The 25461-nt window shown below is 73.7% G+C and carries 23 protein-coding genes; 14 read left to right on the top strand and 9 right to left on the bottom strand.

Going from position 1 to position 25461, the window contains the following annotated elements; translation table 11 throughout:
* Positions 1 to 2 precede the first annotated feature (2 nt).
* The 3 genes from D5H75_RS32930 (at position 3) to D5H75_RS32920 (ending at position 1671) form a co-directional block, all read left to right on the top strand.
* Positions 3 to 854, top strand: coding sequence for a DUF5753 domain-containing protein (locus D5H75_RS32930; protein WP_119930497.1), 852 nt, complete (start codon positions 3 to 5; stop codon positions 852 to 854).
* 64 nt (positions 855 to 918) lie between these two features.
* The gene (locus D5H75_RS44365) at positions 919 to 1347 is read left to right on the top strand and encodes a hypothetical protein (protein ID WP_119930496.1); all 429 of its coding nucleotides are present in this window, start codon (positions 919 to 921) and stop codon (positions 1345 to 1347) included.
* The gene (locus D5H75_RS32920; RefSeq protein WP_119930495.1) at positions 1348 to 1671 is read left to right on the top strand and encodes a hypothetical protein; all 324 of its coding nucleotides are present in this window, start codon (positions 1348 to 1350) and stop codon (positions 1669 to 1671) included.
* A gap of 787 nt (positions 1672 to 2458) precedes the next feature.
* On the opposite strand, the gene D5H75_RS32910 is transcribed toward D5H75_RS32920, so the two are convergent.
* Positions 2459 to 3319 (bottom strand): DUF4097 family beta strand repeat-containing protein, encoded by an 861-nt coding sequence (locus tag D5H75_RS32910; protein ID WP_119930494.1) that lies wholly within the window; start codon positions 3317 to 3319, stop codon positions 2459 to 2461.
* A 343-nt stretch (positions 3320 to 3662) separates the two neighbouring features.
* Here D5H75_RS32910 and D5H75_RS32905 point away from each other — a divergent pair, with 343 nt between their 5' ends.
* The 8 genes from D5H75_RS32905 (at position 3663) to D5H75_RS32870 (ending at position 12997) form a co-directional block, all read left to right on the top strand.
* Positions 3663 to 4928: an aspartate aminotransferase family protein gene (locus D5H75_RS32905; protein WP_202638724.1), complete on the top strand. Its 1266-nt coding sequence runs from the start codon at positions 3663 to 3665 to the stop codon at positions 4926 to 4928.
* A complete protein-coding gene (locus D5H75_RS32900; RefSeq protein WP_119930492.1) occupies positions 4925 to 5851 on the top strand; it encodes an inositol monophosphatase family protein in 927 nt (308 codons plus the stop codon). Before D5H75_RS32905 ends, D5H75_RS32900 begins: the two co-directional genes overlap by 4 nt.
* 50 nt (positions 5852 to 5901) lie before the next feature.
* Entirely contained in the window at positions 5902 to 7092 is a 1191-nt protein-coding gene (locus D5H75_RS32895) for an MFS transporter (protein ID WP_119930491.1), read from the top strand.
* Between the two features lie 248 nt (positions 7093 to 7340).
* On the top strand, positions 7341 to 8363 hold the full coding sequence (locus tag D5H75_RS32890) for an iron-containing alcohol dehydrogenase (protein WP_147425351.1): 1023 nt from the start codon (positions 7341 to 7343) through the stop codon (positions 8361 to 8363).
* 324 nt (positions 8364 to 8687) lie between these two features.
* Complete coding sequence (locus tag D5H75_RS32885; protein WP_119930489.1) at positions 8688 to 10121, top strand: APC family permease; 1434 nt, start codon at positions 8688 to 8690, stop codon at positions 10119 to 10121.
* A 41-nt stretch (positions 10122 to 10162) separates the two neighbouring features.
* Positions 10163 to 10921 carry a DeoR/GlpR family DNA-binding transcription regulator gene (locus D5H75_RS32880; protein ID WP_119930488.1) on the top strand — a complete coding sequence of 253 codons (759 nt, stop codon included), beginning with the start codon at positions 10163 to 10165 and terminating at the stop codon, positions 10919 to 10921.
* Positions 10922 to 11045: 124 nt separating this feature from the next.
* On the top strand, positions 11046 to 12068 hold the full coding sequence (locus D5H75_RS32875; RefSeq protein ID WP_119930487.1) for an SIS domain-containing protein: 1023 nt from the start codon (positions 11046 to 11048) through the stop codon (positions 12066 to 12068).
* Complete coding sequence (locus D5H75_RS32870; RefSeq protein WP_119930486.1) at positions 12065 to 12997, top strand: ROK family protein; 933 nt, start codon at positions 12065 to 12067, stop codon at positions 12995 to 12997. Before D5H75_RS32875 ends, D5H75_RS32870 begins: the two co-directional genes overlap by 4 nt.
* A gap of 63 nt (positions 12998 to 13060) precedes the next feature.
* On the opposite strand, the gene D5H75_RS32865 is transcribed toward D5H75_RS32870, so the two are convergent.
* Both D5H75_RS32865 and D5H75_RS32860 read right to left on the bottom strand, forming a co-directional pair.
* Positions 13061 to 13930, bottom strand: a complete 870-nt coding sequence (locus D5H75_RS32865; protein WP_119930485.1) for a sugar phosphate isomerase/epimerase family protein — start codon at positions 13928 to 13930, stop codon at positions 13061 to 13063.
* Between the two features lie 113 nt (positions 13931 to 14043).
* The gene (locus tag D5H75_RS32860; RefSeq protein WP_147425350.1) at positions 14044 to 15792 is read right to left on the bottom strand and encodes an MFS transporter; all 1749 of its coding nucleotides are present in this window, start codon (positions 15790 to 15792) and stop codon (positions 14044 to 14046) included.
* A gap of 138 nt (positions 15793 to 15930) precedes the next feature.
* Between D5H75_RS32860 and D5H75_RS32855 the strand changes: the two genes are divergently transcribed.
* The 3 genes from D5H75_RS32855 to D5H75_RS32845 all read left to right on the top strand — a co-directional run bounded on the left by D5H75_RS32855 (position 15931) and on the right by D5H75_RS32845 (position 18387).
* A complete protein-coding gene (locus tag D5H75_RS32855; RefSeq protein ID WP_147425349.1) occupies positions 15931 to 16152 on the top strand; it encodes a hypothetical protein in 222 nt (73 codons plus the stop codon).
* A gap of 229 nt (positions 16153 to 16381) precedes the next feature.
* The gene (locus tag D5H75_RS32850) at positions 16382 to 17581 is read left to right on the top strand and encodes an aminotransferase class I/II-fold pyridoxal phosphate-dependent enzyme (protein ID WP_202638723.1); all 1200 of its coding nucleotides are present in this window, start codon (positions 16382 to 16384) and stop codon (positions 17579 to 17581) included.
* Positions 17578 to 18387, top strand: a complete 810-nt coding sequence (locus tag D5H75_RS32845) for an SDR family NAD(P)-dependent oxidoreductase (RefSeq protein WP_119930482.1) — start codon at positions 17578 to 17580, stop codon at positions 18385 to 18387. Before D5H75_RS32850 ends, D5H75_RS32845 begins: the two co-directional genes overlap by 4 nt.
* Before the next feature lie 396 nt (positions 18388 to 18783).
* Here the strand turns inward: D5H75_RS32845 and D5H75_RS42150 are convergent, their stop codons facing one another.
* The 6 genes from D5H75_RS42150 to D5H75_RS32810 form a co-directional block, all read right to left on the bottom strand.
* Positions 18784 to 19728 carry a hypothetical protein gene (locus tag D5H75_RS42150; RefSeq protein ID WP_202638722.1) on the bottom strand — a complete coding sequence of 315 codons (945 nt, stop codon included), beginning with the start codon at positions 19726 to 19728 and terminating at the stop codon, positions 18784 to 18786.
* Positions 19729 to 19747: 19 nt separating this feature from the next.
* On the bottom strand, positions 19748 to 21304 hold the full coding sequence (locus tag D5H75_RS32830; RefSeq protein WP_119930480.1) for a hypothetical protein: 1557 nt from the start codon (positions 21302 to 21304) through the stop codon (positions 19748 to 19750).
* Entirely contained in the window at positions 21301 to 22098 is a 798-nt protein-coding gene (locus D5H75_RS32825) for an AAA family ATPase (protein ID WP_119930479.1), read from the bottom strand. Before D5H75_RS32825 ends, D5H75_RS32830 begins: the two co-directional genes overlap by 4 nt.
* Positions 22099 to 22102: 4 nt before the next feature.
* Positions 22103 to 23707, bottom strand: coding sequence for a Mu transposase C-terminal domain-containing protein (locus D5H75_RS32820; protein WP_119930478.1), 1605 nt, complete (start codon positions 23705 to 23707; stop codon positions 22103 to 22105).
* A 201-nt stretch (positions 23708 to 23908) separates the two neighbouring features.
* Positions 23909 to 24631, bottom strand: coding sequence for a hypothetical protein (locus tag D5H75_RS32815; RefSeq protein WP_119930477.1), 723 nt, complete (start codon positions 24629 to 24631; stop codon positions 23909 to 23911).
* 72 nt (positions 24632 to 24703) lie between these two features.
* A complete protein-coding gene (locus D5H75_RS32810; RefSeq protein ID WP_119930476.1) occupies positions 24704 to 25291 on the bottom strand; it encodes a recombinase family protein in 588 nt (195 codons plus the stop codon).
* Between the last annotated feature and the right edge of the window lie 170 nt (positions 25292 to 25461).

The raw sequence follows: 25461 nt of genomic DNA, 5'->3' as shown, positions 1-25461 counted from the left end.
CCGTGCCCACCCAGCCCAGCTCCTCGATCCAGGAAGCTCGCCGCGCGCTCGCCAATCGGCTGCGAGAGATCCGCCAGGACGCCGAACTGACGGCGCTCGCCCTCGCCAAGGCGGCGGGGTGGGAACGGACCAAAGTATCCAAGATCGAGCATGCGGCCCGGCCGCCGTCCGTGGCCGACATCCGCACCTGGTGCCGCGTCTGCGGCGCCGAAGACCAGACCGAAGACCTGCTCGCTGCGCTCCGCGATGTGACCGGCAAGTACGTGGAGTGGAAGCGACTCCAGCGCGGCGGACTGCGACGCCTCCAGGAACAGCGCACCCGCGTTATCGAGCAGGTACACGAGTTCAGGATTTACTCCTCCCAGCTCGTCCCCGGACTCCTCCAAACCCGGCAGTACGCCAGGGCCGTTCTGGCGGTGGTGAACCGACAGAACCAGAGCACCCGCGACGATCTGGACGAGGCCGTGGCCGCTCGGACGAGGCGAGCCCGCCTCCTGCATGAGCCCGGCCGACGCTTCGCCTTCGTCCTGGAGGAGGCCGTACTCCGCTACCGCCTCGGGGGACCGGAGGTGCTGGCCGGCCAGCTCGAACACCTGCTGGCTGTGATGCACCTACCCACCGTCTCCCTGTCCGTGATCCCCTTCACCGTCTCCAGGGATGCCTTCACGCTCGCCAACTTCTCCATGTACGACCAGTCCGAGGTCCGCGTCGAGCTGTTGTCGGCCGCGGTCAGCGTCACCGCGCCCGCCGAGATCGCGATGTACCAGACCGAGTTCGCGGTCATGGCGCGCATGGCGCTCGCCGGCCAGGCCGCGCGTGAGCTGATCACCAGCGCCTTGGAGGATCTCGGCTGAATTCGCATGCCACATTCGGGCACACTCGTTGAGCTGGCGAAACCCGGACTCCTACCGTCGTTGCATGGCCACGGACACGATGCGAGAGATCAGCAGACAGCAGGATGAGCCGGAGGCCGGCTTCTGCGAGGTCTCCGAGGAGGTCGCCCAGGAGCACGCGGAGCGGCTGGATGCTCTGGGCGAGGTTCTGCGGGGACATGGGCTGAGGACGCTGCTGGTGCGCCGGGTGTGTCTGAACATGCGGGTCGAGCAGGCGTGGGGGTGGGCGCGGTACGGCCGTCCCGAGCTGATCGTGGCCGGGAGGGACAGCGTGGCCAATCACGCGGCCTGGGTCGGCGTCCTGGACACCCCCGACGGGCCCTTCTTCGTCGCACACCCGGCCGATGAGCGGTTTCCGCGAGTGCAGGGGCCGGTCACGGACCCGATCGGCGTGGCGGACGGGGTGGTCCAGATGGTCCAGGCGATGGCGGCGCAGGCTGGGGAGGTGGCATAGGTGGTGAGGAAGGCACCGAAGGCGCGGGAGGTTCTGGGGGACGCGCAGATGGTGGCCGCGCTGTCCCGTATCGAGTGGCGGGTCCGGCGGGACGGGGACGCCTCGCCCTCGTACTCGGGGTATCTGGGCGGGGCGCGCGCCTTCTTCCTGTTCCAGGAGTTCACGCGGGGACGCTGGAAGATGTGGGTCCACCTGCCGGGAGAAAAGGGCTCGCGACCGACCGTGGAGGCGCTGTCGCTGGAGGACGGTCAGCATCAGGCGGACCTCATCCTGAAGGACTTCCTCATGCTCCTGGGCGACCCGCCGCCCACGCTCGTGCGGTGACCCTCTAGGTGGTGTTTCATAAGGCGTTGAGCCAGTGGTTGATTGCGGCGATGATGACGACGGCTTCGAGCGTACGGCGAGTTTGTCGTAGCGGGTTGCCATGCCGGGGTTGCCTTTGCGCAGGTTGATGCCTCGCTCCACAGCATGGCGCAGCCGGTAGAACATGGGGTCGAAGGCGGGAGGCCGGCCTCCCTTCGACCCCTTGGCCCTGCGGTGGGCGTCCTGGTCGGTCTTGCTGGGAATCCGGAACCATCCCCGCGTGCGCGGGGAGCAGGGCGGGACGCCGATCCTCGAAGACGGCATGGAGGGACCATCCCCGCGTACGCGGGGAGCAGTCTGGGCTCGTTCGGAGTCCATGGCAGGCTCCCGGACCATCCCCGCGTGCGCGGGGAGTAGTGTGAGACAGGGTGCGCGACACCACCCGGGCGGGGACCATCCCCGCGTGCGCGGGGAGTAGGCTTCGCGGCCTGCAGGTTTGTCAGCGGTCGACGGCGTTTTCGAGCACTTTTGAGAATTTAGACATATGGTCCGCTACTTCGCTTTCTCGTCGATAGCGGTCGAGGGTGGTGGGTCTCCCGCTGCTGCCCTGTTGGGGCTTTTTCTCATTGTGCAGGCATCCTCGGGCTTGCTTGGCCGTGTCAACGGGACTTTTCGGCTGTGCTTGTCCTGATCGTGGTCGTCGATGGCGGGGCGGGGTGGTGATGGTTAGAGCGCACCCAACCCGGGTGCGCTCTTTCGTTTCGGGGTCTGGGGGCTCAGAGCCGGGCTCGGGGCTGGTGGGGCTTGGTCAGTCGTGGTGGACGGGGGCGGCGCCGGAGGTGAGGAAGGTGAGCCGGCGCAGGTAGCGGCCGCGGAAGGCGGTGCTGCCCGAGGCGTTGTCGGCTCGGATCAGCGCGGCCTTGTAGACGCCGTGGAAGGTGAGGTGGCCGGAGTCGGTCCGGGCGTGGATCAGCGTCGCGCCGTAGCGGCCGCGGAAGGTGACGTCGCCGGAGGTGGTGCGGGTGTCGAGGGTGCGCGGGAGGCTGGCGTGGACGTCGATGCGGCCGCTGCCCGAGGACAGCTCGACGTAGCCGGAGACCTTGCCGGCCTGGATGGGGCCGGTGGCCGTGCGAACGGTCAGCTCTCCTTCGCCGCGCCGCACGCGGACGTTCCCGCTGGCCGTGTTCAGCTCGGTGCGCCCGGAGGTTCTCCTGACGTCGATGGCGCCGGTCTCGGTGTACACGCGGGTCGTTCCCGCCGTCCGGCCGAGGCGGACCTGCCCGTCCTCGGTCACCAGGTCGCTGGTGCCGGCGAGCCGGGAGATCTGGATGTTCCCGGCGGTCGTGCGCAGGCGGGTGTCGCGCAGCCGCCCGGCCGTGATGTCGCCCGCGCAGGTGAGGTCGGTCCGCACGTCTGCCGGGATCGTGATCGTGGTCGTCATGCGGCCGCGGGCGTTCTCCTGCGCGCGGGGAATGATCAGGCTCGCCGCGCCGTCGCAGCGTTCCAGAACGGCCGCGGCGGCGGCCGGGACGAAGTCGCCGGTGGCCGTGATGCGCACCTCGATCCTGTCTTCCGCCGCATCGGCCGTGGTGATTTCGACGTCGCCCGCGCGGACGTCGCCGTACAGGAACCTGGAATCCAGGCCGGACACGGTGAGAGTGGTGCGCATTCCTGCTCCTTGGTGGTTCTGGGTTGGTCGGTCCTGGCGGGACACCGTGAGGGCTCGGCGGCGCACGCCCAGACGGCCCGGCCTGCGGCGATGAGGTGGGTGCCCGCCCGGCCGGCGCTGGCGGGAAACGCGTCCTTTTTCGCCGGCCTGGCCGATCGAAACGGCTGAACGATGAATAGGGCGTGCTCGTAATCGCGTGAGCTGGAGGCGGGACCGCGAATATTCGGAATTCGCCGGGCGTGCTCGCGGATTGTTTTCCTTGCGGTTTTCGGATGTTTCCGACTTTCAAAGTCAGCCGCACTTGTGCGGAAAACATCCAACGCGCCTCATGGAAGGGTTACGCGTGCACAACGAACCGCCTCAGGGGTACTACCACCAGCCGTCGAACCTGCTGGTCGACCACGGCAAGGGCGTCCACTTCTGGGACTCCGACGGCAACCGGTACATCGACTGCGCGTCGGGGACGTTCAACCTGCACCTCGGCTACAGCCACCCGGAGATCACCCGGGCCATCAGGGAGCAGGCCGAGCGCGTGCTCCACGTCACCAGCAGCTTCCAGTCCGGGCCGGTCAACGACCTGGTGGAGAACCTGGTGCGGGTGTCCCCGGAGAACCTGACCCGGGTGCATCTGAAGTCCTCCGGCGGCTCGGAGGCCGTCGAGGGCGCGGTCAAGATCGCCCAGCAGGCCACCGGGCGGGACGAGGTGATCAGCTTCTACCGGTCCCACCACGGGCAGACGCTGAACATGATCGAGGCCAGCGGCAACGCGTTCCGGCGCAAGCCGTTCCGCGGCGGCCAGCCGCACGGGTACTACAAGGCTCCCGACCCGTACTCGCTGCGGCGCGTGTTCCCGGGCAAGTCCGACGAGGAACTCGGCCAGTACGCCCTGGCGCTGCTGGAGGAGCACATCGAGTACGCCACCTCCGACCGGATCGCGGCGATCCTGATCGAGCCGATCACCGGCAACGGCGGCAACGTCGTCCAGCCGCGCGGGTTCTTGCGGGGGCTGCGCAAGCTGTGTGACGAGCGCGGCATCGTGCTGGTGTACGACGAGATCCAGACCGGCCTCGGCCGTACCGGGCACATGTTCGGCGCCGACCACGCCGGGGTGTACCCCGACATGATCACGGTCGCCAAGGGCCTGGGCGGCGGGCTGCCGATCGCGGCCATCCTGTGCGAGGAGCGGCTGCTCGGCCTCGGCCCCAACGACCACAGCTTCACCTTCGGCGCCAACGTCCTGGCGGCGTCGGTCGCCAACGTCATCCTCGAGGTGATCTCGCGGCCGGAGTTCCTGCCGCGCGTCCGCAGGGTCGGCGACTACGTCGAGCAGCGGCTGCGCGCGCTGGCCGAGCGGCACTCGCGCAACGTGGCCGAGGTGCGCGGCGCCGGCCTGATGTGGGGCCTGGAGCTGACGGCCGACTCGCCGCAGGACGCGGTGGACCTGACCAATACCCTGGCCCACGACGGTCTCGGCCACGGGCTGTTCCTGCGGACCTCCCGCTACGGGTACGGCAACGTGCTCAAGGTCCGGCCGCCGCTGGTCATGACGTTGGGCGAGGCCACCGAGATGTGCGACCGGCTGGACGAGCTGTTCGAGGAGACCGTGTGAAGCAGCACCTGTACGGCATCGCCCACGCGGTGCGCGAGGCGGTCTGGGGCGCCGGGATCGAGCGGACCTTCCGCGCCGGCCGCAGCGTCGGCGGCGACCCGCAGTACCCGGTCGACCGGGTCGCGGAGGAGGCGGTGTCCGCCTACATCCGCGAGCACGGCCTGCGGGTGGCCCTGTACTCCGAGGACGAGGGGCTGATCGAGTTCGGTCCCCGGCCGGAGACGCTGCTGGTGGTGGACCCGATCGACGGGACACGGCCGGCCGCGGCCGGGCTGCCGCTGTCGTGCGTGAGCATCGTGGCGGCGCCGATGAGCGAGTCGGCCGTCATCGCCGACGTCCGGCACGCGCTGCTGCTGGAACTCGGCACCGGCCACAGCCTGTACGTCGGGCCCGACGGTGTCCTGCAGGCGCGGGGCTATGACCATCGGGTCCCCGCGCTCAGCGGGGTCACCTCGGTGGAGACGATGTTCTGGACGATGGAGTTCAACGGCCACCCGGCCCGCCGGATGACGGCGGCGCTGGGGGACCTGATCGACGCCTCGGCCAGCACCGGCGGCCTGTTCACGGTCAACAGCGCCTGCTTCTCCATCTCCCGGATCGTCACCGGCCAGCTGGACGCCTACGTCGACATCGGCAACAGGATCCTGCGGGACCACCCCGCCACCGAGGCGGACTTCCGCCGGGTCGGCGGCGGGAACATCCTGCACCTGTTCCCGTACGACATCGCCGCCGCGGTCAAGATCGCCGAGGCGGCGGGTGTGATCATCACCGACGCCTACGGCCGGTCGCTGACCTCCACCCGGCTCACCGACCTGTCGCCCCTCAACCAGCGCTCCTGCGTCGCCGCCGCCACGCCCGAACTGCACCGGGCGATCATGGCCGGCATCGACTGGGACGCCGCGGGGGTGACTTCGCCCAGGTGAGAACCGGATCGCTACGGCAAGCAGCGGTCGCGGCACGCCCCCCTCGCGGGATGCTCCTGCCCGTCATCGGCCTGGCTCTGTTCATGGCCGGCGAAGGGCTGGAGGCGGGCTACCTGACGCGCGTGCTGCACGACCACGGCTTCGCCTACCGGTCCGTGTCCCTCCTGCTGGCGTCGTACGGATTGACGGCGAGCATCGCGGCCGCTCTGGCCGCGGTGCTCGTCACCCGTTACGGCGTCCGCGCGATGGTGCTGACCGGGGCGGTGCTGTGGATCGCCCTCGACGTCGTCTTCCTGGCGGCACTGCCCAGCGGCCAGGACGCGCTGATCTGCGCGGCCTACATCGCCCGGGCCTTCGCCTATCCCCTGGTCGCCTACGGCTATCTGGCGCACCTGACCCTGGCCGGGTCGCGTCAGGGCCTGGGCCGGCGCCTGGGCTGGTACTGGGTCGGCTTCACCGGCGGATTCCCGGTCCTGGGCGCGGCCTTGGGCGCCTGGCTCATCCCGCGCCTGGGCGCGGTCGCCGCCTTGTGGTGGATGATCGCGGTGGTCGCCTGCGGCGCCCTCGTCCTGCGCGCGGGGCTGCCCGCCGCGCCGCCGGGCCGGGGGCGCGGGGCGGGCCGTCCCCGTCCCTGGCGGTCCCTGCGGGTGGTCCGCGACCACCCGGCGGTGAGCTGGGGCTGCGCCGTACGGCTGGCCGACACCAGCCCGCAGTACGGGTTCACCGTGCTGCTGCCGGTGTTCTTCATGGACGAGATCGGCCTGTCGGCGCGCGAGTGGCTGATCACGCTGGCCGCCATGTTCGCCGCGAACCTGGTGATGAACCCGGTGTTCGGGGCGGTGTCGGACCGCATCGGCTGGCGCACCACGATCGCCTACTTCGGCGGCCTGGGGTGCGCGGTGGCGGCGGCCGGCCTGTACGTGCTGCCGACGCTGCAGCCCGGTGTCGTGGTCAGCGCGGCGGCGGCCGCGGCGTACGGGGCCATGCTGGCGGCCTATGTGCCGATCTCGGCCCTGGTCCCGCGGCTGTGCCCGCCCGAGCGCGGCCCCGACGCGCTGGCCGTCACCAACATCAGCGCCGGGGCGGCGACCGTGTTCGGCCCGGTCACCGTCGGCCTGCTGCTGCCGCTCACCGGAGCGGCCGGCTGCCTGCTGGTGTTCGCCGGCATGCACGCCGTGAGCGCCCTGATCGCCCGCCGGCTGCGCGAATGGGCGCCCGTGCCCGCGCCTGTGGCCGCCTGAGGTTTCCCGCCCGCGCTCAACCCGCCCCGCCGGTCCGTGACCGGCGGGGCGTTCGCGTTCCCGGCCCCCGCGGGCGCCTCGCGCCTGGATGTCACCGCGGAGCGAGGGAGGGTGGGTTCCGCCTGCCATCCCCCCAATCTCACATGAAAACTCACATGAACTCTTGAAACAGATCATCGCCACTGTAATACTTCACGATCATCGCTGTCATCGGAGTCCCTGGCCCCGTCCTCCCCCTGGAGCATGTCGTGACTTCTCAGCTGTTTCCGGTGGCCTATGGCCGCAACCTCGTCGCCGAGCTGCCCGCCATCCTCAACCGCCCCTACCTCGTGGTCACCATGGCCGACCTGTGGCCCCGGTTCGCGCCGCAGCTGTCGGACGGGCTGGCCGCCGTCCATCTGGTCGACTCACTGGAGATCGAGGACCTGGAGCGGCTGCCCGGCACGCTGCCCCGCTTCGAGACCATCGTCGGACTGGGCGGCGGCATGGCCATCGACGTCGCCAAGTACCTGGCCTGGCGGCTGAACCGGCCGCTGTTCCAGGTGCCCACCTCCATGTCCGTCAACGCCCCCTTCGCCCACCGCGCCGCCGTACGCGATCAGGGGGTGCTGAAGTACGTCGGCTGGCACGTCCCGGAGATGGTCTACGTCGACTACGACGTGATCCGCTCGGCGCCCGAGCACATCAACCGCTCCAGCGTCGGCGACATCGTCTGCTACTACACCGCCCACTGGGACTGGCGGATGGCCCGCGACACCGGCAACTGCGAGGCCAAATGGCCCTACGAGCAGTACTGGGTCGACCAGGCGCGCGCGGTCCTGGACGGCGTGCTGGACGCGGCCGAGGACATCCGCGCCGTCAACGACGCCGGCATCCGCGCGCTCATGGGGGCGCTGCGCTGGGGCGGCGCCGCCTTCTCCAACACCGGCTGGAACCCCCGCCCCATCGAGGGCAGCGAGCACACCTTCTTCTACGCCACCGAGCACCTGACCAAGAAGCCCTTCCTGCACGGGCAGATCGTCTCCCTCGGCGTGCTGCTGATGAGCTTCCTGCAGGGCAACGACCCGGACTTCATCAAGGGCGCCCTGGACCGGATCGGCGTCGCCTACCAGCCGCAGGACATGGGGCTGACCTGGGAAGAGGTCCGGGCGGGGCTGCGGCACATGCCCGAGTACCACAAGATGGCGGGCAACCTGTGGTACACCGCCGCCACCCACCTGCCGATCACCGAGGCCTACCTGGACGAGGTCCAGGCCTGGATCGGCGGCTGACCTCTCCGGCCCCTCCCCCGGCCACCACACAGCCACCACACAGCCCTCGCCCAGTCCGCCCAGCCCCCAGCCCCCAGCCCCCCAGCCCGCGCCGGTCCGCGCCGCCGCGGACTCCCGGCACCCGTGACGTCCCCCTCATCGCACGCCGGCCCGCCGGGCGCGCGCCGCCCCAAGGCCCCCCGGCCATCGCGCCCCGGCGCCGTCCCCGCCCGTGCCGCTCAGGCCCTCTCCCTGCCCGGGCGGTCCGCCCGGGGGCCGCCCCGTCCTGCTCCCGCCCCTGGCGGCGTCGCCGCCAGGCATCCCCCGCCGTTCTCGGAGCACACCATGGTCGATGTCAACAAGCCCCCCGCCGCGCGCACCGGCGCGCCCGGCCTGCAGGCCGGATCCGTCGGCCTGGGCGCGATCCTGATGCAGGCCATCACCCAGATCTCGCCCACGCTCGGCATCTTCTACACCATCGCCTTCACCACCGGGCAGGCCGCCGGCGCCGCCCCCCTGACCTACCTGGTGGCCTTCGCGGTCTGCCTGGCGCTGGCCGTCCCCCTGTCCGGCCTGGCCCGCCACCTGCCCTCGGCCGGCGGCTTCTACACCTACGTCTCCCGCGGCCTGGGCCCCCGCGCCGGGTTCATCACCGGCTGGCTGTACGCGGTCATGGTCGCGATCGTGCCGGCGTCGCTGGCCGCCTTCACCGGCGGCGTGCTGCACGACGCGCTGGCCCCCCGGTTCGGCATCGGCCTGCCCTGGTACGTCTACGCCCTGGCCATCATGGCGCTGTGCTGGTTCGTCGCCTTCCGCGGCATCGCCCTGTCCATGCGCCTGGTGGTCGCCCTGGGCCTGTTCGAGATCGCCGTCGGGCTGGGCCTGGCCCTGACCGGGGTGCTCTCCCCCGGCCCCGGCGGAGTCAACCTGGCCGGGTTCAACCCCGCCACCATCCCCTCCTCCGGCGGGTTCTTCCTGGCGATCGTGCTGTCGATCTTCGCCTTCACCGGCTTCGAGTCCGCCGCCACCCTGGCCGAGGAGTCGTCCAACCCCGCCCGGATGGTCCCGCGCGCCATCGTCGGCTCCCTGGCGCTCATCGGCGCCTTCTACGTGGTGTGCGCCTGGGGGCTGCAGATCGGCTGGGGCACCGACAACCTGCCGGCGCTGGCCTCCTCCTCCACCGCGCCGGCGTTCGTGCTGGCCGACCGCGTCTGGGGCGCCGGCTGGCTGATCATCCTTATCGCGCTGGTCAACTCCGGCATCGGCGTGTGCATCGCCTGCACCACCAGCGCCACCCGCACCCTGTACGGCATGGCCCGCAGCGGCGCCCTGCCGGGCGTCCTGGCCCGGGTGCACCCGGCCCGGCGCACGCCCCACGTGGCCATCGCCGCCCAGACCGGCCTGGCCCTGGCGGTGCTGCTGGCCGCCGGGCTCCCGCTCGGGCCGTTCAACCTGTTCAACACCCTGGGCGTCACCGGCACCTACGCCTACATCGTCATCTTCACCCTGGCCAACGCGGCGGCCTGGCGCTACTTCCGCACCCAGGCGCGCGCGGAGTTCAGCCCCTGGTCGCACGCGGTGCTGCCGCTCATCGCCACCGTGGCGCTGGCGGTCATCGGCTGGAAGAGCTTCGACCCGATGCCGGACTGGCCGGTGCGCGCCGGCCCGCTGATCGCCGCGCTGTACCTGGCCGCCGGGCTGGCCCTGCTGGCCTGGAACCTGCGGCCGCGGCGCCGCGGCTGGATGGCCAGCGCCGGAGAACTGCCCGACATAACCTGATCTGTCCCACCCGCTGCTCAACGCCCTCTGGGAGCACCCGCATGCGCGCCGAAGAACGGCACAACGTCATCTTGCACCTGCTCAACAGCCACGGCCAGGTCACCATCGCCGACCTGAGCGTCCGGTTCGCGGTATCGGAGATGACGGTGCGGCGCGACCTGGACCAGCTGGCCGCCAAGGGCGCGCTGCGCCGCACCCACGGCGGCGCGGCGCGCGTGAGCAGCGGCGGCGTCGAACCCCCCTTCGCGGTGCGCGCCCATCTCAACGCCGAGGCCAAGCGCCGCATCGGCCGGGCGGTGGCCGGCCTGCTGGTCGACGGGCAGACCGTCCTGCTGGACGGCGGCTCCACCGCCGTCGCCGTGGCCGACGCGCTGGTCGGCCGCGACCTGACCATCTGCACCCCCAGCCTGCACGTCGCCGAGGTGCTGGCCGACAGCCGCCCCACCCGCGTCATGGTCACCGGAGGCGTCATCCGGCCCGGCGAACGCGCCCTGTACGGCCCGGCCACGCTGCGCACCCTGGCCGACCACCGCTTCGACGCCTACGTCATGACCGCCTCCGGCCTGGACCTGAGCGCCGGCTGCACCGAATGGAACACCGACGACGCCGCCACCAAGCGCACCGGCCTGGAGGTGTCCTCCACCGTCATCGCGGCCTGTGACTCCTCCAAAGCCGGGCAGGTGGCCTTCGCCCGCATCTGCGGCCTGGACGACCTGGACGTCCTGGTCACCGACGACGGGCTCAGCCCCGACCACCAGGCCGCCCTGCGCGGCCACCGCCTGGACCTGCACCTGGCCTGACCCCGCACCCACCCCGCACTCACCCAGATCCGTCCCGGCCCGCCCCCGTCCGGTCCCCGATCCGTCCCCGGCCGTCCCCGATGCGCCTCTGCTCCCGCCGATCGAAGGAAACCCCCTGACTGCGATGACACCGTTCGAACGCGACATCACCGATCAGCCGGCCGCCCTGGAGCGGCTGCTGGCCGCCGAGCGCGCCCACCCGCCGCTGCCGCTCCTGCACGGCGGAGAGAAGATCGTCGTCACCGGCATGGGCTCGTCCCTGTACGCCGGCTACCCCACCTGGCGGCGCCTGCTGGCCGCCGGCGCCGACGCCTGGTGGATCAGCGCCTCCGAACTGCTGGACAACCCCACCCTCGCCCAGCGGGCCCACCTGGCGATCGTCACCTCCCAGTCCGGCCGCAGCGGGGAGGTGCTCGCCCTGCTCGACCAGTGGGACAAGGCCGGCCCCCGGCACGTGATCGGCGTCACCGACGACCCGGACAGCCCCCTGGCCCGGCGCAGCCACCTGGTGCGGCCGCTGCACAGCGGCCCCGAGGCCACCGTCTCCACCAAGAGCTACCTCAACACGCTGGCCGCGCACGCGCTCCTGGCCGGCGAGCTCACCGGCGACCCCCTGGGCCCGGTGATCAGCGAGATCCGCCTGGCCGCCGCCGAACTGGCGCGAGCGCTGCGCGCCCGGCACCCGTCCGCGGTCATCGCGGCCGCGGCCACCGGCGCCGGCAGCCCGCGCCTGGCCCTGCTCGGCGGCGGCGACCAGGCCGCCACCGCGCTGACCGGCGCGCTCATCCTGAAGGAGGCCGCCAAGGTCCCCGCCGAGGCCTTCGTCGGCGGCGCGTTCCGGCACGGCCCCATCGAACTGGCCGGCCCCGGGCTGACCGCCGTGATGCTCACCGGCCCCGGCAGCGGCCGCGACTCCCTGGCCCACCTGGCCGCCGACCTGGCTCCCACCGGGACCACCCTGGTCACCATCGGCCCGCACACGCTGCCGGGCGTCTTCCACCACATCCCCACCCCGCAAGCCGGGCGCCCTGCCGACCTCATCCTGCCGATGCTGGCCATCCAGCGCCTGGCCGTCGCCCTGGCCCGCGCCACCGGCGTCGAACCCGGCCACTTCCACATCGGCCAGAAAGTCACCCAGACGCTATGACCACATCCCCCGTCACCGTCGGCGTCGACCTGGGCGGCACCGGCACGCGCGCCGTCGCCCTGACCGCCACCGGCCAGATCGCCGCCCACCACGACACCACCACCGCGGCCCTCAGCCAGGGCCCGCCCGCCGCCCGCGTCCAGGCCCTGGCCACCTTCATCGCCGCCGCCGTCCCCCCAGGCCACCGGCTGGCCGCCGTCGGCATCGGCGCCAGCGGCCCCATCGACGCCGGCGGCGTGATCCGCAACCCCGACACACTGCCCGGCTTCACCGGGCTGCCCCTGCGCGAGCACCTGGCCGCCGCGCTGGGCGTCCCGGTCGCCCTCGACAACGACTGCGCCGCCGCCGCCCTGGGCGAATACCACCACGGAGCCGGCCGCGGCGCCGCCAGCCTGCTGCTGATCACCCTGGGCACGGGCGTCGGCACCGCCGTCGTGGCCGGGGGCCGGCCCCTGCGCGCGTGCGACGGCTCCCATCCCGAGGGCGGGCACATCACCGTCCCCGGCGGCAGCCCCTGCTACTGCGGGCTGCGCTCCTGCTGGGAACAGGCCGCCTCCCGCCCGGCCCTGCACGCCCTGCTCACCGCCGCAGGCCTGCCGTCCACCGGCGACCAGGCGGCCGACATCGCGGCCGCGGCCGCGGCGGCCGAGGCCGGCGAGCGCGGCCCGCGCCAGGCCTTCGAATGGTACGGCGCGGCGGTCGGCACCGGCCTGGCCACCCTGGCCACCCTCTACCGGCCCGAACGCGTCATCATCGGCGGCAGCGTCGCCGCCCACCTGCCCCTGTTCGCCGCCCAGATCACCACCCGCCTGGCACAGGCCCGCTTCGCCACCCCGGCCACCGTCGTCCCGGCCGCCCTCGGCGACCACGCCGGCGCCGTCGGCGCCGCCCACCTGACCACCGCTCCCCCAGCCGCCCGCCACCCCTGACGGCACGGGTGCGGCGCCTGGCAACCCAGGCGCCGCACCCTCGATTCAGCGGGTCCCGGCCGGTCAGGGGGCCGGCGGGGTGGCCGTGCCGGGCGGCATGGCCGCCGCCCCGCCCGCCGTGGCGGCCGGGGCCGCGGCGGCGGCGAGCCGGTCCAGGGACGCGGCGGCGCGGGCGGCGATGACGTGCGGGTCGGCGGCGCGGTAGGAGGGGTTGAAGATCTCCAGCGACAGCGGGCCGCGGTAGCCCGCCGCCAGCGTCCGGCGGGTCAGGCCGGTCACGTCCAGGTCGCCCTGGCCGGGCAGGCAGCGGTGGTTGCGGCTCCACCGCAGCAGGTCCAGATCGAGCCGGGGGGCGTCGGCGAGCTGCAGGAAGAAGAGCTTGCCGGCGGGGATGCCGGCGATCGCCGCGGGGTCGTCGCCGGTGGCCAGGATGTGGAAGCTGTCCAGGCACAGGCCCAGGCCGGGGTGGTCGGCGGCCTGGACGATCCGCCAGGCGTGCCGGTAGCGGTTGACGTGCCGGCCCCAGGCCAGCGCCTCGTAGGCGACGCGGACGCCGTACGCCGCGGCCAGGTCGGCCAGGGCGTGCAGCTGCGCGGCGGCCAGGGCGTCGTCGTCCTGGGCGCCCGTGGACACGTTCGAGCACACCAGCAGCAGGTCGACGCCCAGGCGGCGCATCAGCTCCAGGTGCTCCTCCGCGCGCCGCAGGTTGGCCGCCAGCAGCCGGGGCGGGACCGCCTCGAAGTCGCGCAGGGGCTGGAACAGGTACGGCCTCAGGCCGAGCTCGGCGGCGTGGTCGCGCAGGGACTCGGGCGTGCCCGGCCAGGCGGCCACGTCGTCGGGGCCCAGCTCCAGTCCGTCGAACCCGGCCGCGGCGATGGCGGCCAGCTTCTGCTCGACGGTCCCGCCCAGGCTGACGGTCGCAAGGGACTTCATACGCGGTGTTCTCCAAGTTCGTGAAGGTGGGTCGGCGATGCCGCGACCGCCGCTGGGGCGGTCGCGGCGTCGGTGGCCGGGCCGGGGCGGCCCGTCGCCGGGGTGGCGTGCGGTCAGGGCGAGCCGGTGTGTGAGCGGATCGCGATGCGGGTGATCTCCTCTGCGCCGATCTCGTCCTGGATGCGGCGCAGCAGCTCGTCGGCGTCGTAGCGCAGCAGCGCGGCGACGTGCGGCGGCGCCTCCAGGACGGCGACCCGGTGGCGCAGGCCGGCCAGGCGGGCCTGGTAACCGCGCGCGGCCAGCAGCTCGCCGATCAGGTGCTCGACGCGGTCGCGGGTGGCCGGGGCGGCCAGGCCGAACCCGGACAGGATCGCTGCGACGGAGGAGTCCATGGGCGTCGGTGCGGCGGTCATGCCGGCGACCGTGCGCGGGCCCTGCGGGGGGCACGGATCGGCGTGCGCGGCCCGACGTCCCGGCGGTGTGCCCCACGGGTGAGCGGCCGCCGCGGGCGGGTGGCCGGGCTCCGGTACGGCGTGCGCGGCGCCGCCGTACCGGAGTGCCGCGCCGCCGGGGCGGCCCTCGTCCGGGCCCGGGCCGGAGGCCGCGCCGTGGGCCGGGCTGGGGGCCGGGCCGGGGGCGGGCTCGCTCGCGGGCGCGGTGGCGCGCAGCGGGGCCACGGCCACCGCGGTGATCATCACGGCGGCGACGGCCAGCAGCAGCGCGGTGGTGAGGTTGGTCAGCTCGGCGATGCCCCCGACCAGCATCTGGGAGAGCATGACGCCGACCAGGCCGGCCGCGTTCGCGTACCCGATCATGGCGCCGGCGTTGTCCCCGCCGACGCGGGCCGCCGAGGCGAACAGCAGCGGCCGCAGAGGGGCGATGCCCAGGCCGAACAGCGCCAGAGCGGCGACGGTCACGAACGGGTTCGGCGAGGCCAGCGCGATGAGCATCGCGGCGGCGGCGACCACCGACCCCCAGCGGACGACCCGATCGGGCCCGAAGCGGTCGATCAGCCGGTCGCCGCACAGCCGTACCAGGGTGATGGCCAGGCACAACGCCACGAAGGGCAGGGCCGACAGGTGCGCGGGCAGGTGCTTTTCGGTCTGCACCAGCACGCCGCCCCAGTCGGTGGGCATCGCCTCGCAGGCGATGTAGAGCATGCCCTGCGCCCCGAGGATGAGCATGGGCATCGACCGGGCCCGCGGCCCCTTCTGCCGCGTGCGGGTCTTCTGCCGGCGGGGGCCGCGGATCCGCGTGGCGGGGGCGGTGGCGATCATGACGGCCGCCTGCAGCGCGGCGGCGCCGAGCAGCACCGCGGCGGTGGGGATCCGCAGCTGGGCGCAGACCATGCTCGTCGCCGCGCCGACCAGTGTGCCGCCGCTGAAGGCGGCGCCGAACCGGGAGGACAGGCTGCGCCCGCGCGCCTGCTCCAGCAGCGCCGCGTGGGCGTAGGACGCCACGTTGAACGTCGAGCGGGCGGCGCCGCACAGGAACAGCGCGCCGGCCAGCGCCCACGGCGTCCACGCCAGCGCCAGCAGGGCGATGGTCACGGCCGAGGCCCAGCCGGAGTAGCGGGCGACCGGCCCGCTGCCGAACCGGTCCACGGCGCGGCCGAGCAGCACCGAGGCCAGGAGCATCCCCATGGGCATGGACGCCAGCAGCAGCCCCAGCGTGCCGGGGGACAACTGGCGTTCGGCCTGCACCCGCGGGATCTGCGTCATCCAGGCGCCGAAGGTGACGCCGAAGACGGCGAACCAGGCTCCGGTGGACACGACGGCGAAGCGGCCGTGCGCGGCCAGGAGCCGCTCGGGCCGCTGCGCGGATGGACGGGTGCCATGCGGTGTTTCCTTGGATGTGAGCACGGCGAGGGATCGTTCGCCCGCGTGCGCGCCTGTCAGGCCATGCGCGCGGGCGCGGCTCCCCCGGGCGCCGATCCCGCGCCGGACGCGGCGGCGGGGCAATGGTGGCCGGGGCGCGCGGCCGGGGCACGGTCGCCCGGCATGCAGCCCTATGACAAGACGCAGCAGCTCCGTGCGGACGCCAGGCTGATCGGCGGGCTGGCCGCCGTCACCGTGGTGCCCGCCATCGCGGCCAAGGCGGTGACCGGGTCCACCTGGTGGGGCCTGGCCGCCGGATCGGCCTTCCCCCTGTGGCTGACCGGATTCCTCACCTGGCGGGTGTGGCGGGGCCACCGCCTGCTCAAGGCCGGGCGCAAGCCGTGAACCCGCCGGGGCCCGGCGGTCACGCGCCCGCCGGGCCCCGCTCCGGCCCCCGCACGCCCGGCCCCTCGCGTCCCCGGCCCGCCCGGCCCCTCGCGTCCCCGGCCCGCTGGCGCCCGGCTCCCTCGCCGCCGCCGGGCCTCCGCGCAGCGCCCGGGTCCCTCCTGCCGAATCCCGCGGCCCCGGACGGATCTGGGCGACCGAAATCGACGACCGACCCCAGGAAGACCGCGTGAACATCTTCGACAAGTGCCACGAGTACACCCGCGCCGACGACGCCAAGGCCACCGGCCTGTACCCCTACTATCCGCAGATCGAGGGGCACGACAGCGGCGTCGCCGTGGTGGGCGGCCGCCCGGTGATCATGTGCGGCTCCAACAACTACCTAGGGCTGACCTGCGACCCGCGCGTCCGCGACGCCGCCAAGACGGCCGTGGACCGGTACGGCACCAGCTGCACCGGCTCGCGCCTGCTCAACGGCAACCTCGACCTGCACGAGGAACTGGAGCACGAGCTCGCCCAGTTCTTCGGCACCGAGGCCGCCGCCGTCTTCCCCACCGGCTACCAGGCCAACCTCGGCGTCCTGTACGCGCTGCTCGGCCGCGGCGACTACGTCGTCCTGGACTCCGACGACCACGCCTCCCTCATCGACGGGGCCCGCATCTCCCGCGCCAACCTGCGGCGCTTCCGCCACAACGACCCCGCCTCGCTGGAGGAGCAGCTGCGCGCCATCCCCGCCGGCGCCGGAATCCTCGTGGTCGTCGACGGCGTCTACTCCATGGAGGGCGACATCGCCGACCTGCCCGCGCTGGCCGAGGTCTGCCGCCGGTACGGCGCAGGCCTGCTCGTCGACGACGCGCACGGCGCGGGCGTGCTCGCCCAGGGCCGCGGCACGGCCGCGCACTTTCGCATGACCGATCAGGTGGACCTGATCAGCCTCACCTTCTCCAAGGCGTTCGCCTCCATCGGCGGCGCGGTCCTGGGCCCCGAGCGGGTCATCAACTACCTCAAGCACGCCAGCCGCCCCATGCTGTTCTCGGCCGGCGCCTCCCCCGCCAGCACCGCCGCCGCCCTCACCGCGCTGCGGGTGCTGCGCGCCGAGCCCTGGCGGTGCGAACGCGTGCTGGCCATCGCCCGGCGGGTGCACGGCGCGCTGCGCGAGCTGGGCTTCAACGCCGGGGCCAGCAGCACCCCGGTGGTCCCGGTGCTGCTGGGCCGCCCCGGCGCCGACGACCTGACGAACCTGGTGGAGGTCTTCGCCGCCCAGCGGCGGCTGCTCGACCTGGGCGTCTACGTCAACCCCGTCCCGCCGCCGGCCGCCTCGTACCGGCTGCGCACCTCCTTCATGGCCACCCACACCGACGAGCAGATCCAGCAGGTCATCGACGCCTTCGCCGTACTGGCCGGCGAGGGCCTGGGGGTGACGCGGTGAGCCGGGCCGTCCCCGCGGCCGCGCCGGGCACCGCGCTGGTCACCGGGGCCTCGGCCGGGCTCGGCCGCGAGTTCGCGCGGCAGCTGGCCGCGGCCGGCCACGACCTGGTCCTGGTCGCCCGCGACGGGCAGCGGCTGTCCCAGGTCGCCGCCGCGCTGCGGACCGGGCCCGGGCACCGCGTCGAGACGCTGCGCGCCGACCTGGCCACCGCCGAGGGACGCACCCTGGTCATCGACCGGCTGCGCCGGCCGGAGCGGCCGATCGACCTGCTGGTGAACAACGCCGGCCTGGGCTACTCCACCCCGACGAGCGGCAACACCGTGGAGATGGAGGAGTACCTGCTGACGGTCAACGCCGTGGCCAAGGTGTCCCTGGCGGTGGCGGCCGTGCAGGCCATGATCGGCCGGGGCCGCGGCGCCATCATCAACGTCGCCTCGGTGGCCGCCTACGGCCCCGCCTGGCTCGACTCCACCTACGGCGCGAGCAAGGCCTGCGTGCTCGCCTTCAGCGAGGCGATGGCGCACAGCGCCCGGGTGCGCGAGTCCGGGGTGCGGGTGATGGCGCTGTGCCCCGGCGACATGCGCACCGAGTTCAACGCCCGCGCCGGCATCCCCGACTCCACCACCCCCGGCTGGCGATGGCTGCCGGCGGAGAAGGCCGTCGCCCAGGCGCTGCGCGACCTGCGGCGCGGCCGTACGGTGAGCACCCCCGGCGCGACCTACAAGGTCCTCGGGCTGGCCCTGCGGCACCTTCCGCGCCGCCTGGCCGCACGGTTCGCCCTGGACTTCTCCCGCCTGCCCGCCTGAACGGCCCCCGGGGTCCCCGTCCCCGCCCGCCGGCCGCGACCGCTGGCCCCTGTCGCGGGGCGCCCGCGCATCCTGAGGGTTGCTCCGGCGGGCCGCGCGCGGACGGTCGGTGACCACGCGGGTGATCCCCTTTACCCCCTGGACCGAGGAGGCGATCATGGGCTGGACGTGGGGCTGACAGCTCCGTAGAGGCCACACCACCCTCGCGAGGCGAGGGTGGTGTCCACGTTCCCGGGGCCGGTTGTCGACGGCGGAGTATTTGTCAGTGGGTTGGCGGACCATTTGTCAGCGGTGTGGCGGGTCATCTGTCAGTCGCTGAACGCGGACATGTTGATCAGGATCGCCGCTGTTGCCGGGCCGACCCCGTCGCCGTCCCCCCGCGTCGCGCCGGCGCGGTCAGCCGGTGGGGGGCGTGTCGTACGGGGTGAGGTCGACCGCCTCCTCGCCCGGCGCGTGCAACTCGGCGAGGTCGGGGGCAGCAGGTTGCCGTGGCTGGTGGCGGGCGCGTTCGGCGGCCCGGGCTTGGGCGGCGTCCAGGCGGCGGCGGTGGGCGCTGTCCCAGCGTGGGCTGTGGCGGGGGCCGGTGCGGCGGAGGCTGAACAGGATGTCGTCGCTGGCGTACAGGGGCTGGCCGTGGTCGGGGTCGCCGTGGATGAGCCCGGCCTGGCGCAGGCGATCTTCCTGGATGCGGTCACGGGCGGGGCCGGTGACGTAGTCCTCGCGATAGCCGGTGGTGATCACGGTGTAGAGGGCGGTGGCCTGGTCGCGGCCGAGGATGTCGTAGCGGGGCCGGGTGGTGGCCAGTTCCTCGATCTGGCTGGGGGTGAGCGGGCCGAGGCGGGGGGTCAGGGTGTAGGCGCCGGGGGGTTCGTGGCGTAGCGCCAGGGGCCCGGCGAGGTCGGGGTGGGCGCGCAGGGTGTCCAGGGCGGCGTGGACGCGGGGGCCGGGCCAGCGCAGGATCTGGGCGCAGTGGTCGGGGGTGAGCGCATAGGGCGCGTGGGCGAGCGCCGCCATCAGGGTGCGGGCGTCGGCGAGCGGGTCGGCCGGCGGCTGCGGTGCCGGGTCGGGTGGGGTAAACGGGTCGGCGGGCGGAGGGATGCGCGGGTTGGCCAGGACCTGATCGAGTTCGTAGACCAGGTCGGCGGGGTGCATGTCGAGGCGGCGGGCCAGTTCGATGAGGACGCGCACGGGCCGGTCGGCAAGGCCCGCGAGTTCGTCCTCGGACAGCTCGTGCGGGTGGACGCCGAGCAGGTCGGCCAGCTCCCACCGGGACAGGCCGCTGGCCAGGAGCCGGGTGGTGAACCCGTGCAGGTGCATCCGTGTGGGGGTGTCGTAGTTCATCGCGGGCCGGCCGGGGTGCTCACAGCGGGAGGGAGTGCAGCATCAGGCCGCGTTCGCTCATCCAGGTGCGGGGCCGCGGGGTGTAGCCGATGTCGGTGCCGTGGGCGCAGTCGGTGCCGTGGATCCAGGGGGCGCGCACGCCCAGGCGGCGGCAGGTGCGGACGATGGCGCGGCGCAGGAGCTGGGTGGGTGGGCGGACGGCGGGTTCGCTGGGGTGGCCGAACAGCGGATCGTAGTCGTGTTCGGCCTCCCGCAGCCGCCAGGCCAGGTGCGCGGCCAGGACGGGCTGGACGGCGGGCGGGATGACGATCGGTTCTCTGGTCATCTCCTCATAGGCGGCGTCGGGGGTGCGGTGCGGCCCCCAGGAGCTGTTCCAGCGGATCGAGGTGTAGGGCGGCGGGCTGCAGATGTGCGCGGCCTGGGGGCGGATGAGGGATCCGTCGGGGGCGACGTCGGCGCAGCGGATCAAGTCGAAGTGGGCGGGCCCGTGGTTGAGGTGCAGGGACAGGGCGGTGGCGGCTGCGGCGTCGGTGCGGCACATCGTGGCCAGCGCCCGGCCCAGCTGGGGGGTGAGGGTGCCGGCCAGGCAGCGGGCAGGGTCGGGGCCGAGGCCGTCTTGGTCCCAGGCCAGCAGGTAGCCCTCGGTGAACAGGGCGGCCTGGACGGCCCGCAGCGACACCAGCGCGACCGGCGGGGTGGGCGCCGGCCCCAGGATGTGGTCACGGAGCCAGCCGGCGAGCGCGCCCTGCAGGCCGCAGGCGAACTCCTGGCCGGGTGTGCTCAGCTGCTCGCGGGCCTGCAGCCAGGCGTCGGCGCGCTCGGCGACGGCGAAGTACAGGTCGGCGACGTCGGTGAAGGCCGCCCGGGGCAGCAGGCGGCGGGCCTGGGCCAAGAAGGTGAGGAAGTCCTCGGCCGGCAGGGGCGGCCACCGGGCGGAGGCGGCGGCGATCTCCTCCTGCAGGCTGGGACCGGGCGGGGGCGACGGGGCGGGGAGCCTGGCGACGAACTCGCCCAAGCTGATCTGTTCGACGCCCACCGTGAACCGGGCCTGGGCGGCGGCCGCCCGCACCCGGGAGGCCAGGTCGCCCGGATGGGGGCGGGGGTTGCCGCAGATCAGCCACAGCACGGCGTGGGCGGTGCCGGCCAGCGCGGTGACGGCGCGCAGTTGGTCGGCGGTGAGCCGGTGGGCGCGGTCGACCACGACATCGCTGATCGTCATGCCGCGCAGCCAGGCGGCGGCGAGGTCCCAGCTGGCGTGGGTCAGGCGTTCGGTCTTGGCGGCGGTGGGGTTCTTGGCGGCCGCGGCCAGGACGTCCAGGCCGAGGGTTGCGGCGTCGGCGGCGCCGGGGGTGGGCCGGATGATGACGCGCCCGCCGTGGGCGGCGTAGGGGGTGGTCAGCGCGGCCAGGTGCGCGGCGGCGGCCGCGTCGTCGGCGGGGTTGTCCACCACGATCACCGCGGTCGGGGCGGCGAGGCGGCGCCGCGGCGGGAGCCACCCGGCCGCGTCGCCGCCGAGGTCGGGGTGCGCGGCCGGGAGGGGGCGGGATGCGGCGCGGGCCGCGGCGACGTCGCTCATGTGTCGGCTCCGCCGAGCAGGGCGTAGGCGTTGTGCGCGACCCGCTCGGTGATATGGCCGGTGGCGTCCTCGCGGCACAGATCGACGGCGGTGCGGGTGAACACCGCCCAGTCCCGCAGCGTGCCGTGGGCGTAGGCGTCGTCGATCTCCAGCAGCAGGGCGTCGCTGGCGCTCGCGTAGATGGGGTGGTAGTCGCGGATCAGCGCCGGGATCTGGCCGCGTCGCAAGGGGTGGAACGGCAGCCGCCGAAAGACGCGCGAGCGCAGCATGGGCTCGCGCGAGAGCACCTCCCAGCAGCCGTCGCCGCCGACGTACAGCAGGGCGAAGCGGGTGTCGGGGTGGTCGTGCAGGTGGCGCAGCAGCTCGATGCAGTCGCCCGTCAGGCGCTGGGCCTCGTCGATGACCAGCAGGCGGGGCAGCCCCGCCAGCAGTTCGATCAGGGCGTTGGTCAGGTAGAAGCGGTTGCGGCTGGTCGGGGCGGCGGTGCCGGTGAGCGTGGTGAGCAGCTCGTCGGCGACCAGGCGCATGGTGGGCCGGCTGGGGAAGGCCAGGGTGAAGGTCGCCACCGGCACCGGCCGCCGGTACGGCTCGGGAGCCGGCCCGGGCGCCGGGGCGGCGCTGGCCAGGTGTTCGAGCGCGGCCTCGACAGCGTAGGTCTTGCCGGTACCGGCCACGCCGTGGATGACCCCGGTCGCCTGGTTGGCGATCAGGTCGGCCACGACCCGGGCCGTCAGCCGCAGGCCGCTGGTGGGCAGCGTGGCCGCCCCGGTCAGGTTCGCGAAGTGGCGTGGCATCGTCTCACCCCGGCTCGGCGCCGGTCTCGGGGTTCAGGAGCAGGTCGGTGCGGGCCTTGCTGCGCAGCAGGGCGTCCCGCTGGCCACCGCGCGGGCCGCGGCGCGTGGCGAGTTCGTCGCCGGCCGCCGCCGGGTGGACCCGGCTGTCTTCGGCGGGACCGTCGCCGGTGAGCGGGGCCAGCTCGACGCGGGCCCGGGCGGCGGCCTTGCGGCGGGCGGCGCCCAGCCGCCGGGCCTCGGCGCGGGCGTGCGCGCGGATCGCCTCGCTCTGCTCGGCGGTGAGCCGGTCGGCCGGGTGGGCGGTGCACAGGTGCACCCCGCCCCGGTAGACCTCGATGAACCGGTCATCGTGCGGCATGAACCGGATCAGCACCTTCTCCCTGCCCATCCCGACCAGCTCGGGGGCGATGTAGGTCAGGCCGCCCTTGCGGATGCCGTCCTTGCCGACGGTGCGTTCCTCGGCGGCCAGCAGCAGGTGCCGCAGCCGGTTGGCGCCGATGCGCGCGAGCGGGCCGACATCCTCGCACCACGCCTGCACCGGGGTCCGCCCGCCCAGGCCCGCGTGCGGCTTGTCGTGGTTGTACCAGCGCACCCAGTCGGCGAACAGGGCGGCGAAGCGCTCGATCCGCATCGGCCCCGCCCCGCCGCCCGCGACGACCGCCCCGACGCGGGCGCGGGCGGCGGCCCGGTCATCCACCGGCCCGTACAGCCGCCCCGACGCATCCCGCGGCCCGCCGGTGTAGCCGGGCAGACCGGCCAGCAACGTGCTGTCGATCGTGGCGTGCAGACGCTCGATCTTGCCCTTGCGGTGCGGCTGGAACGCCGGAAGCCGGCAGGTGTCCACGCACAGCGCCGCCAGCGCGTCGCGGACCGCGACCGCGGCGAACTCCAGCCCGCGATCGATGCGCACCGCCGCCGGTACGGCGCCGAACGGGCCACGCTGCGGGTCGTACACCAGCGCCATCCGCACCGCGGTCAGCACGGTGCCGGCGTGCGGGCTCAGCGCGATCGCCCACCCCACCAGGCTCCGGGTGCCGTCGTCCACCACCGAGGTCAGCCACGGGCACACCGCCGGGCCCCGCGGCGGCAGCACCAGGATCGGCAGCTTCTTGTGATCAAGCTCCCAGACCTGGTTGCGCCCGGCCGCCGGCCGACTCAGATACACCGAAGCGGCCCGCCGGCCCTGTTCCCCGGTGCGCCAGGCCGCCCGCTCGGCGGTGGTCAGCTCCCGGGCGAAGGCCTCGGCCAGCGTCCGCCGGGCGAGCGGCGGCGCCTGCGCCCAGCCCTGCCGCAGGAAGTCGGGCACCGGGACACCGGCCGCCGTGGCCCGCCCGCCCACCGCGGCGGCCCGGGCGCGGTGGACCGCCGTCACGTTGCCCCGGAAGTAGGCGTAGGCCTCCCGGTCGGTCTCGCTCAGCCGGTACGGCTGGCGCCCCTGCGGCGCGCGGTCCTGGCCGGGGGTGGCGAGCCACCGCCACACCGTCCGCTCGGTGATCCCGAGCCCGTCGGCGGCCAGCCGTACGTGCGCCGCCGCCAGATCGCCCGTCTGGCGAAGTTGCCGTAACCGCGTGATCGCGGCCTGCCGCTGCTCGGCGCTGACCCACGCCATCCCCAGACCTCCGGCACAAAGGGGGACCGGACTCCCACGGAAAGCCCGGACGCACCGCAGCTCACCCCGCACATCGGGTGAACCAACCGGAATGTAGCAGGAGAATTACGGACAGTTGAGGAACTTGGGGGAAGTGCAGGAATCCAGCCCAGGCGGTGGCCGCTCGATGCGCGCCGGCCCGGCGCGGCCCCGGCCGGGCACTTACACGTGCGGGCAGGGCTGCGGCTCATCCGTCCAGGGACTGGTGCTGCGGTTCCGGTACCGCTCGTAGAAGCTCCTGGCGTGCTCGTATTGGTCGGTGGTGTACCAGGTCAGGCTCGGATGGCGCGTCTCCAGTTCGCGCAGGGCCAGGGTGCCGAGCCCGCAGAACTGCCACTCCAGCGGGAAGCTGATGCCTCGCAGGAGGCCGACGCCGCAGGGCTGGCAGACCGTGTACTGGACGCGCCCGAGCGGATGGTCCTCGGCGGCGATCGTGAACTCGTACCACGAGGCGGGCGAGTCGGCGACGTGTCGCGGGCGGCTGGGTGTGGCAGCGGCTCGCGCGATCGCCTCGGCTCGGGCCCGGCTGACGGCGGCGTACAGGCTCCAGGCCAGGTCGGGATCGCGGTCGGCGGCGGTGATCGCCGGTCGGCCCGTGATCTCGACGGTGTCGGCGGCCAGCAGGGCGGTCAGGTGGTTCTTCCACGCCTGGGCGAAGGCGGCGGGCCGGCGCCGCTGGCGTTCTTGCTCGGCGAGCGTCTGCTGGTAGGCCTGCCAGACGAGCGCCTGCGTCGCCGCCCGCCGCAGGCGCTCGTGTACGTCCTCGTGCCGCCGTACGGCCGCGGCCAGGTCCCGTAGCCGGGCGAGCAGGCCGCGCAGCCCGGGCGGCCGCGCAGGCGCCGGCCACGATGCGGGCAAGGGCTTCAGCAGCAACCGCATCACCATGCCCGCACCGTAACCGGGCGCGCGGCGACTCCGCCCCCCGAATCCGGCATAACGGAGATCGGCCCGCGCGATCTACCGGGGTTCTTCTGGGCCGTGGATGATGCGGTGGATGGTGGAGCGGCCGACGCTGTATTCGGTGGCCAGGTCGGCCAGGGAGACCTCGCCTTCGGCGTAGCGGCGGCGGATGGAGCGGCGCGCGGGTTCGGGGAGTTTGGGCTGCTTGCCCTTGAGCTTGCCGTTCTTCTTGGCCAGGGCCATGCCCTCGCGCGTGCGCTGGTGCCCGATGTTGGCCTCGAACTCGGCGACCATGGCCAGGGTCTGCAGGAACAGCCGGCCGAACGGGTCGTTCCAGTCGTAGATCGAGGCACCCATGCCGAACAGGACGCCGCGGCCGGACAGGTCCCGCAGGATCTGGCAGGCCTCTTCGACGTTGCGGGCGAACCGGTCGAACTTGGTCACGGTGAAGACGCTGCCGGGCCAGACGGCGGCCAGGGCCTGGTCGAGGCCGCCGCGGTTGCGGCGGGTGGTACCGGAGAAGCCGCGGTCGATGTAGATCCGGTCCTCGGGAACGCCGAGCGCGCGCAGCTGCTCGGTCTGGATCTGGACGTCCTGCTCATCGGTGGAACAGCGGGCGTAGCCGACGCGGCGGGTCTCGGTCACGCCCGCCAGTGTTCCGTATGACCCCCCGTCACCGGGACGAAGTCCGGAACACCTTTACGGAACACCTCGACCTGGGGCCCTGCCCCGGCTGGCGGGTGTTCCGGTGAGGGATCCCCTAACGGAACACCGACCCGCCCGGCGGGCCTCCGGCGTGGCGCCAAAATCCGGCC

It is taken from the genome of Bailinhaonella thermotolerans (genome assembly GCF_003594875.1).
GTDB classification, from domain to species: domain Bacteria; phylum Actinomycetota; class Actinomycetes; order Streptosporangiales; family Streptosporangiaceae; genus Bailinhaonella; species Bailinhaonella thermotolerans.
Note: the sequence above shows the minus strand (reverse complement) of the source record. Positions and strands in the feature narration are given on the sequence as shown.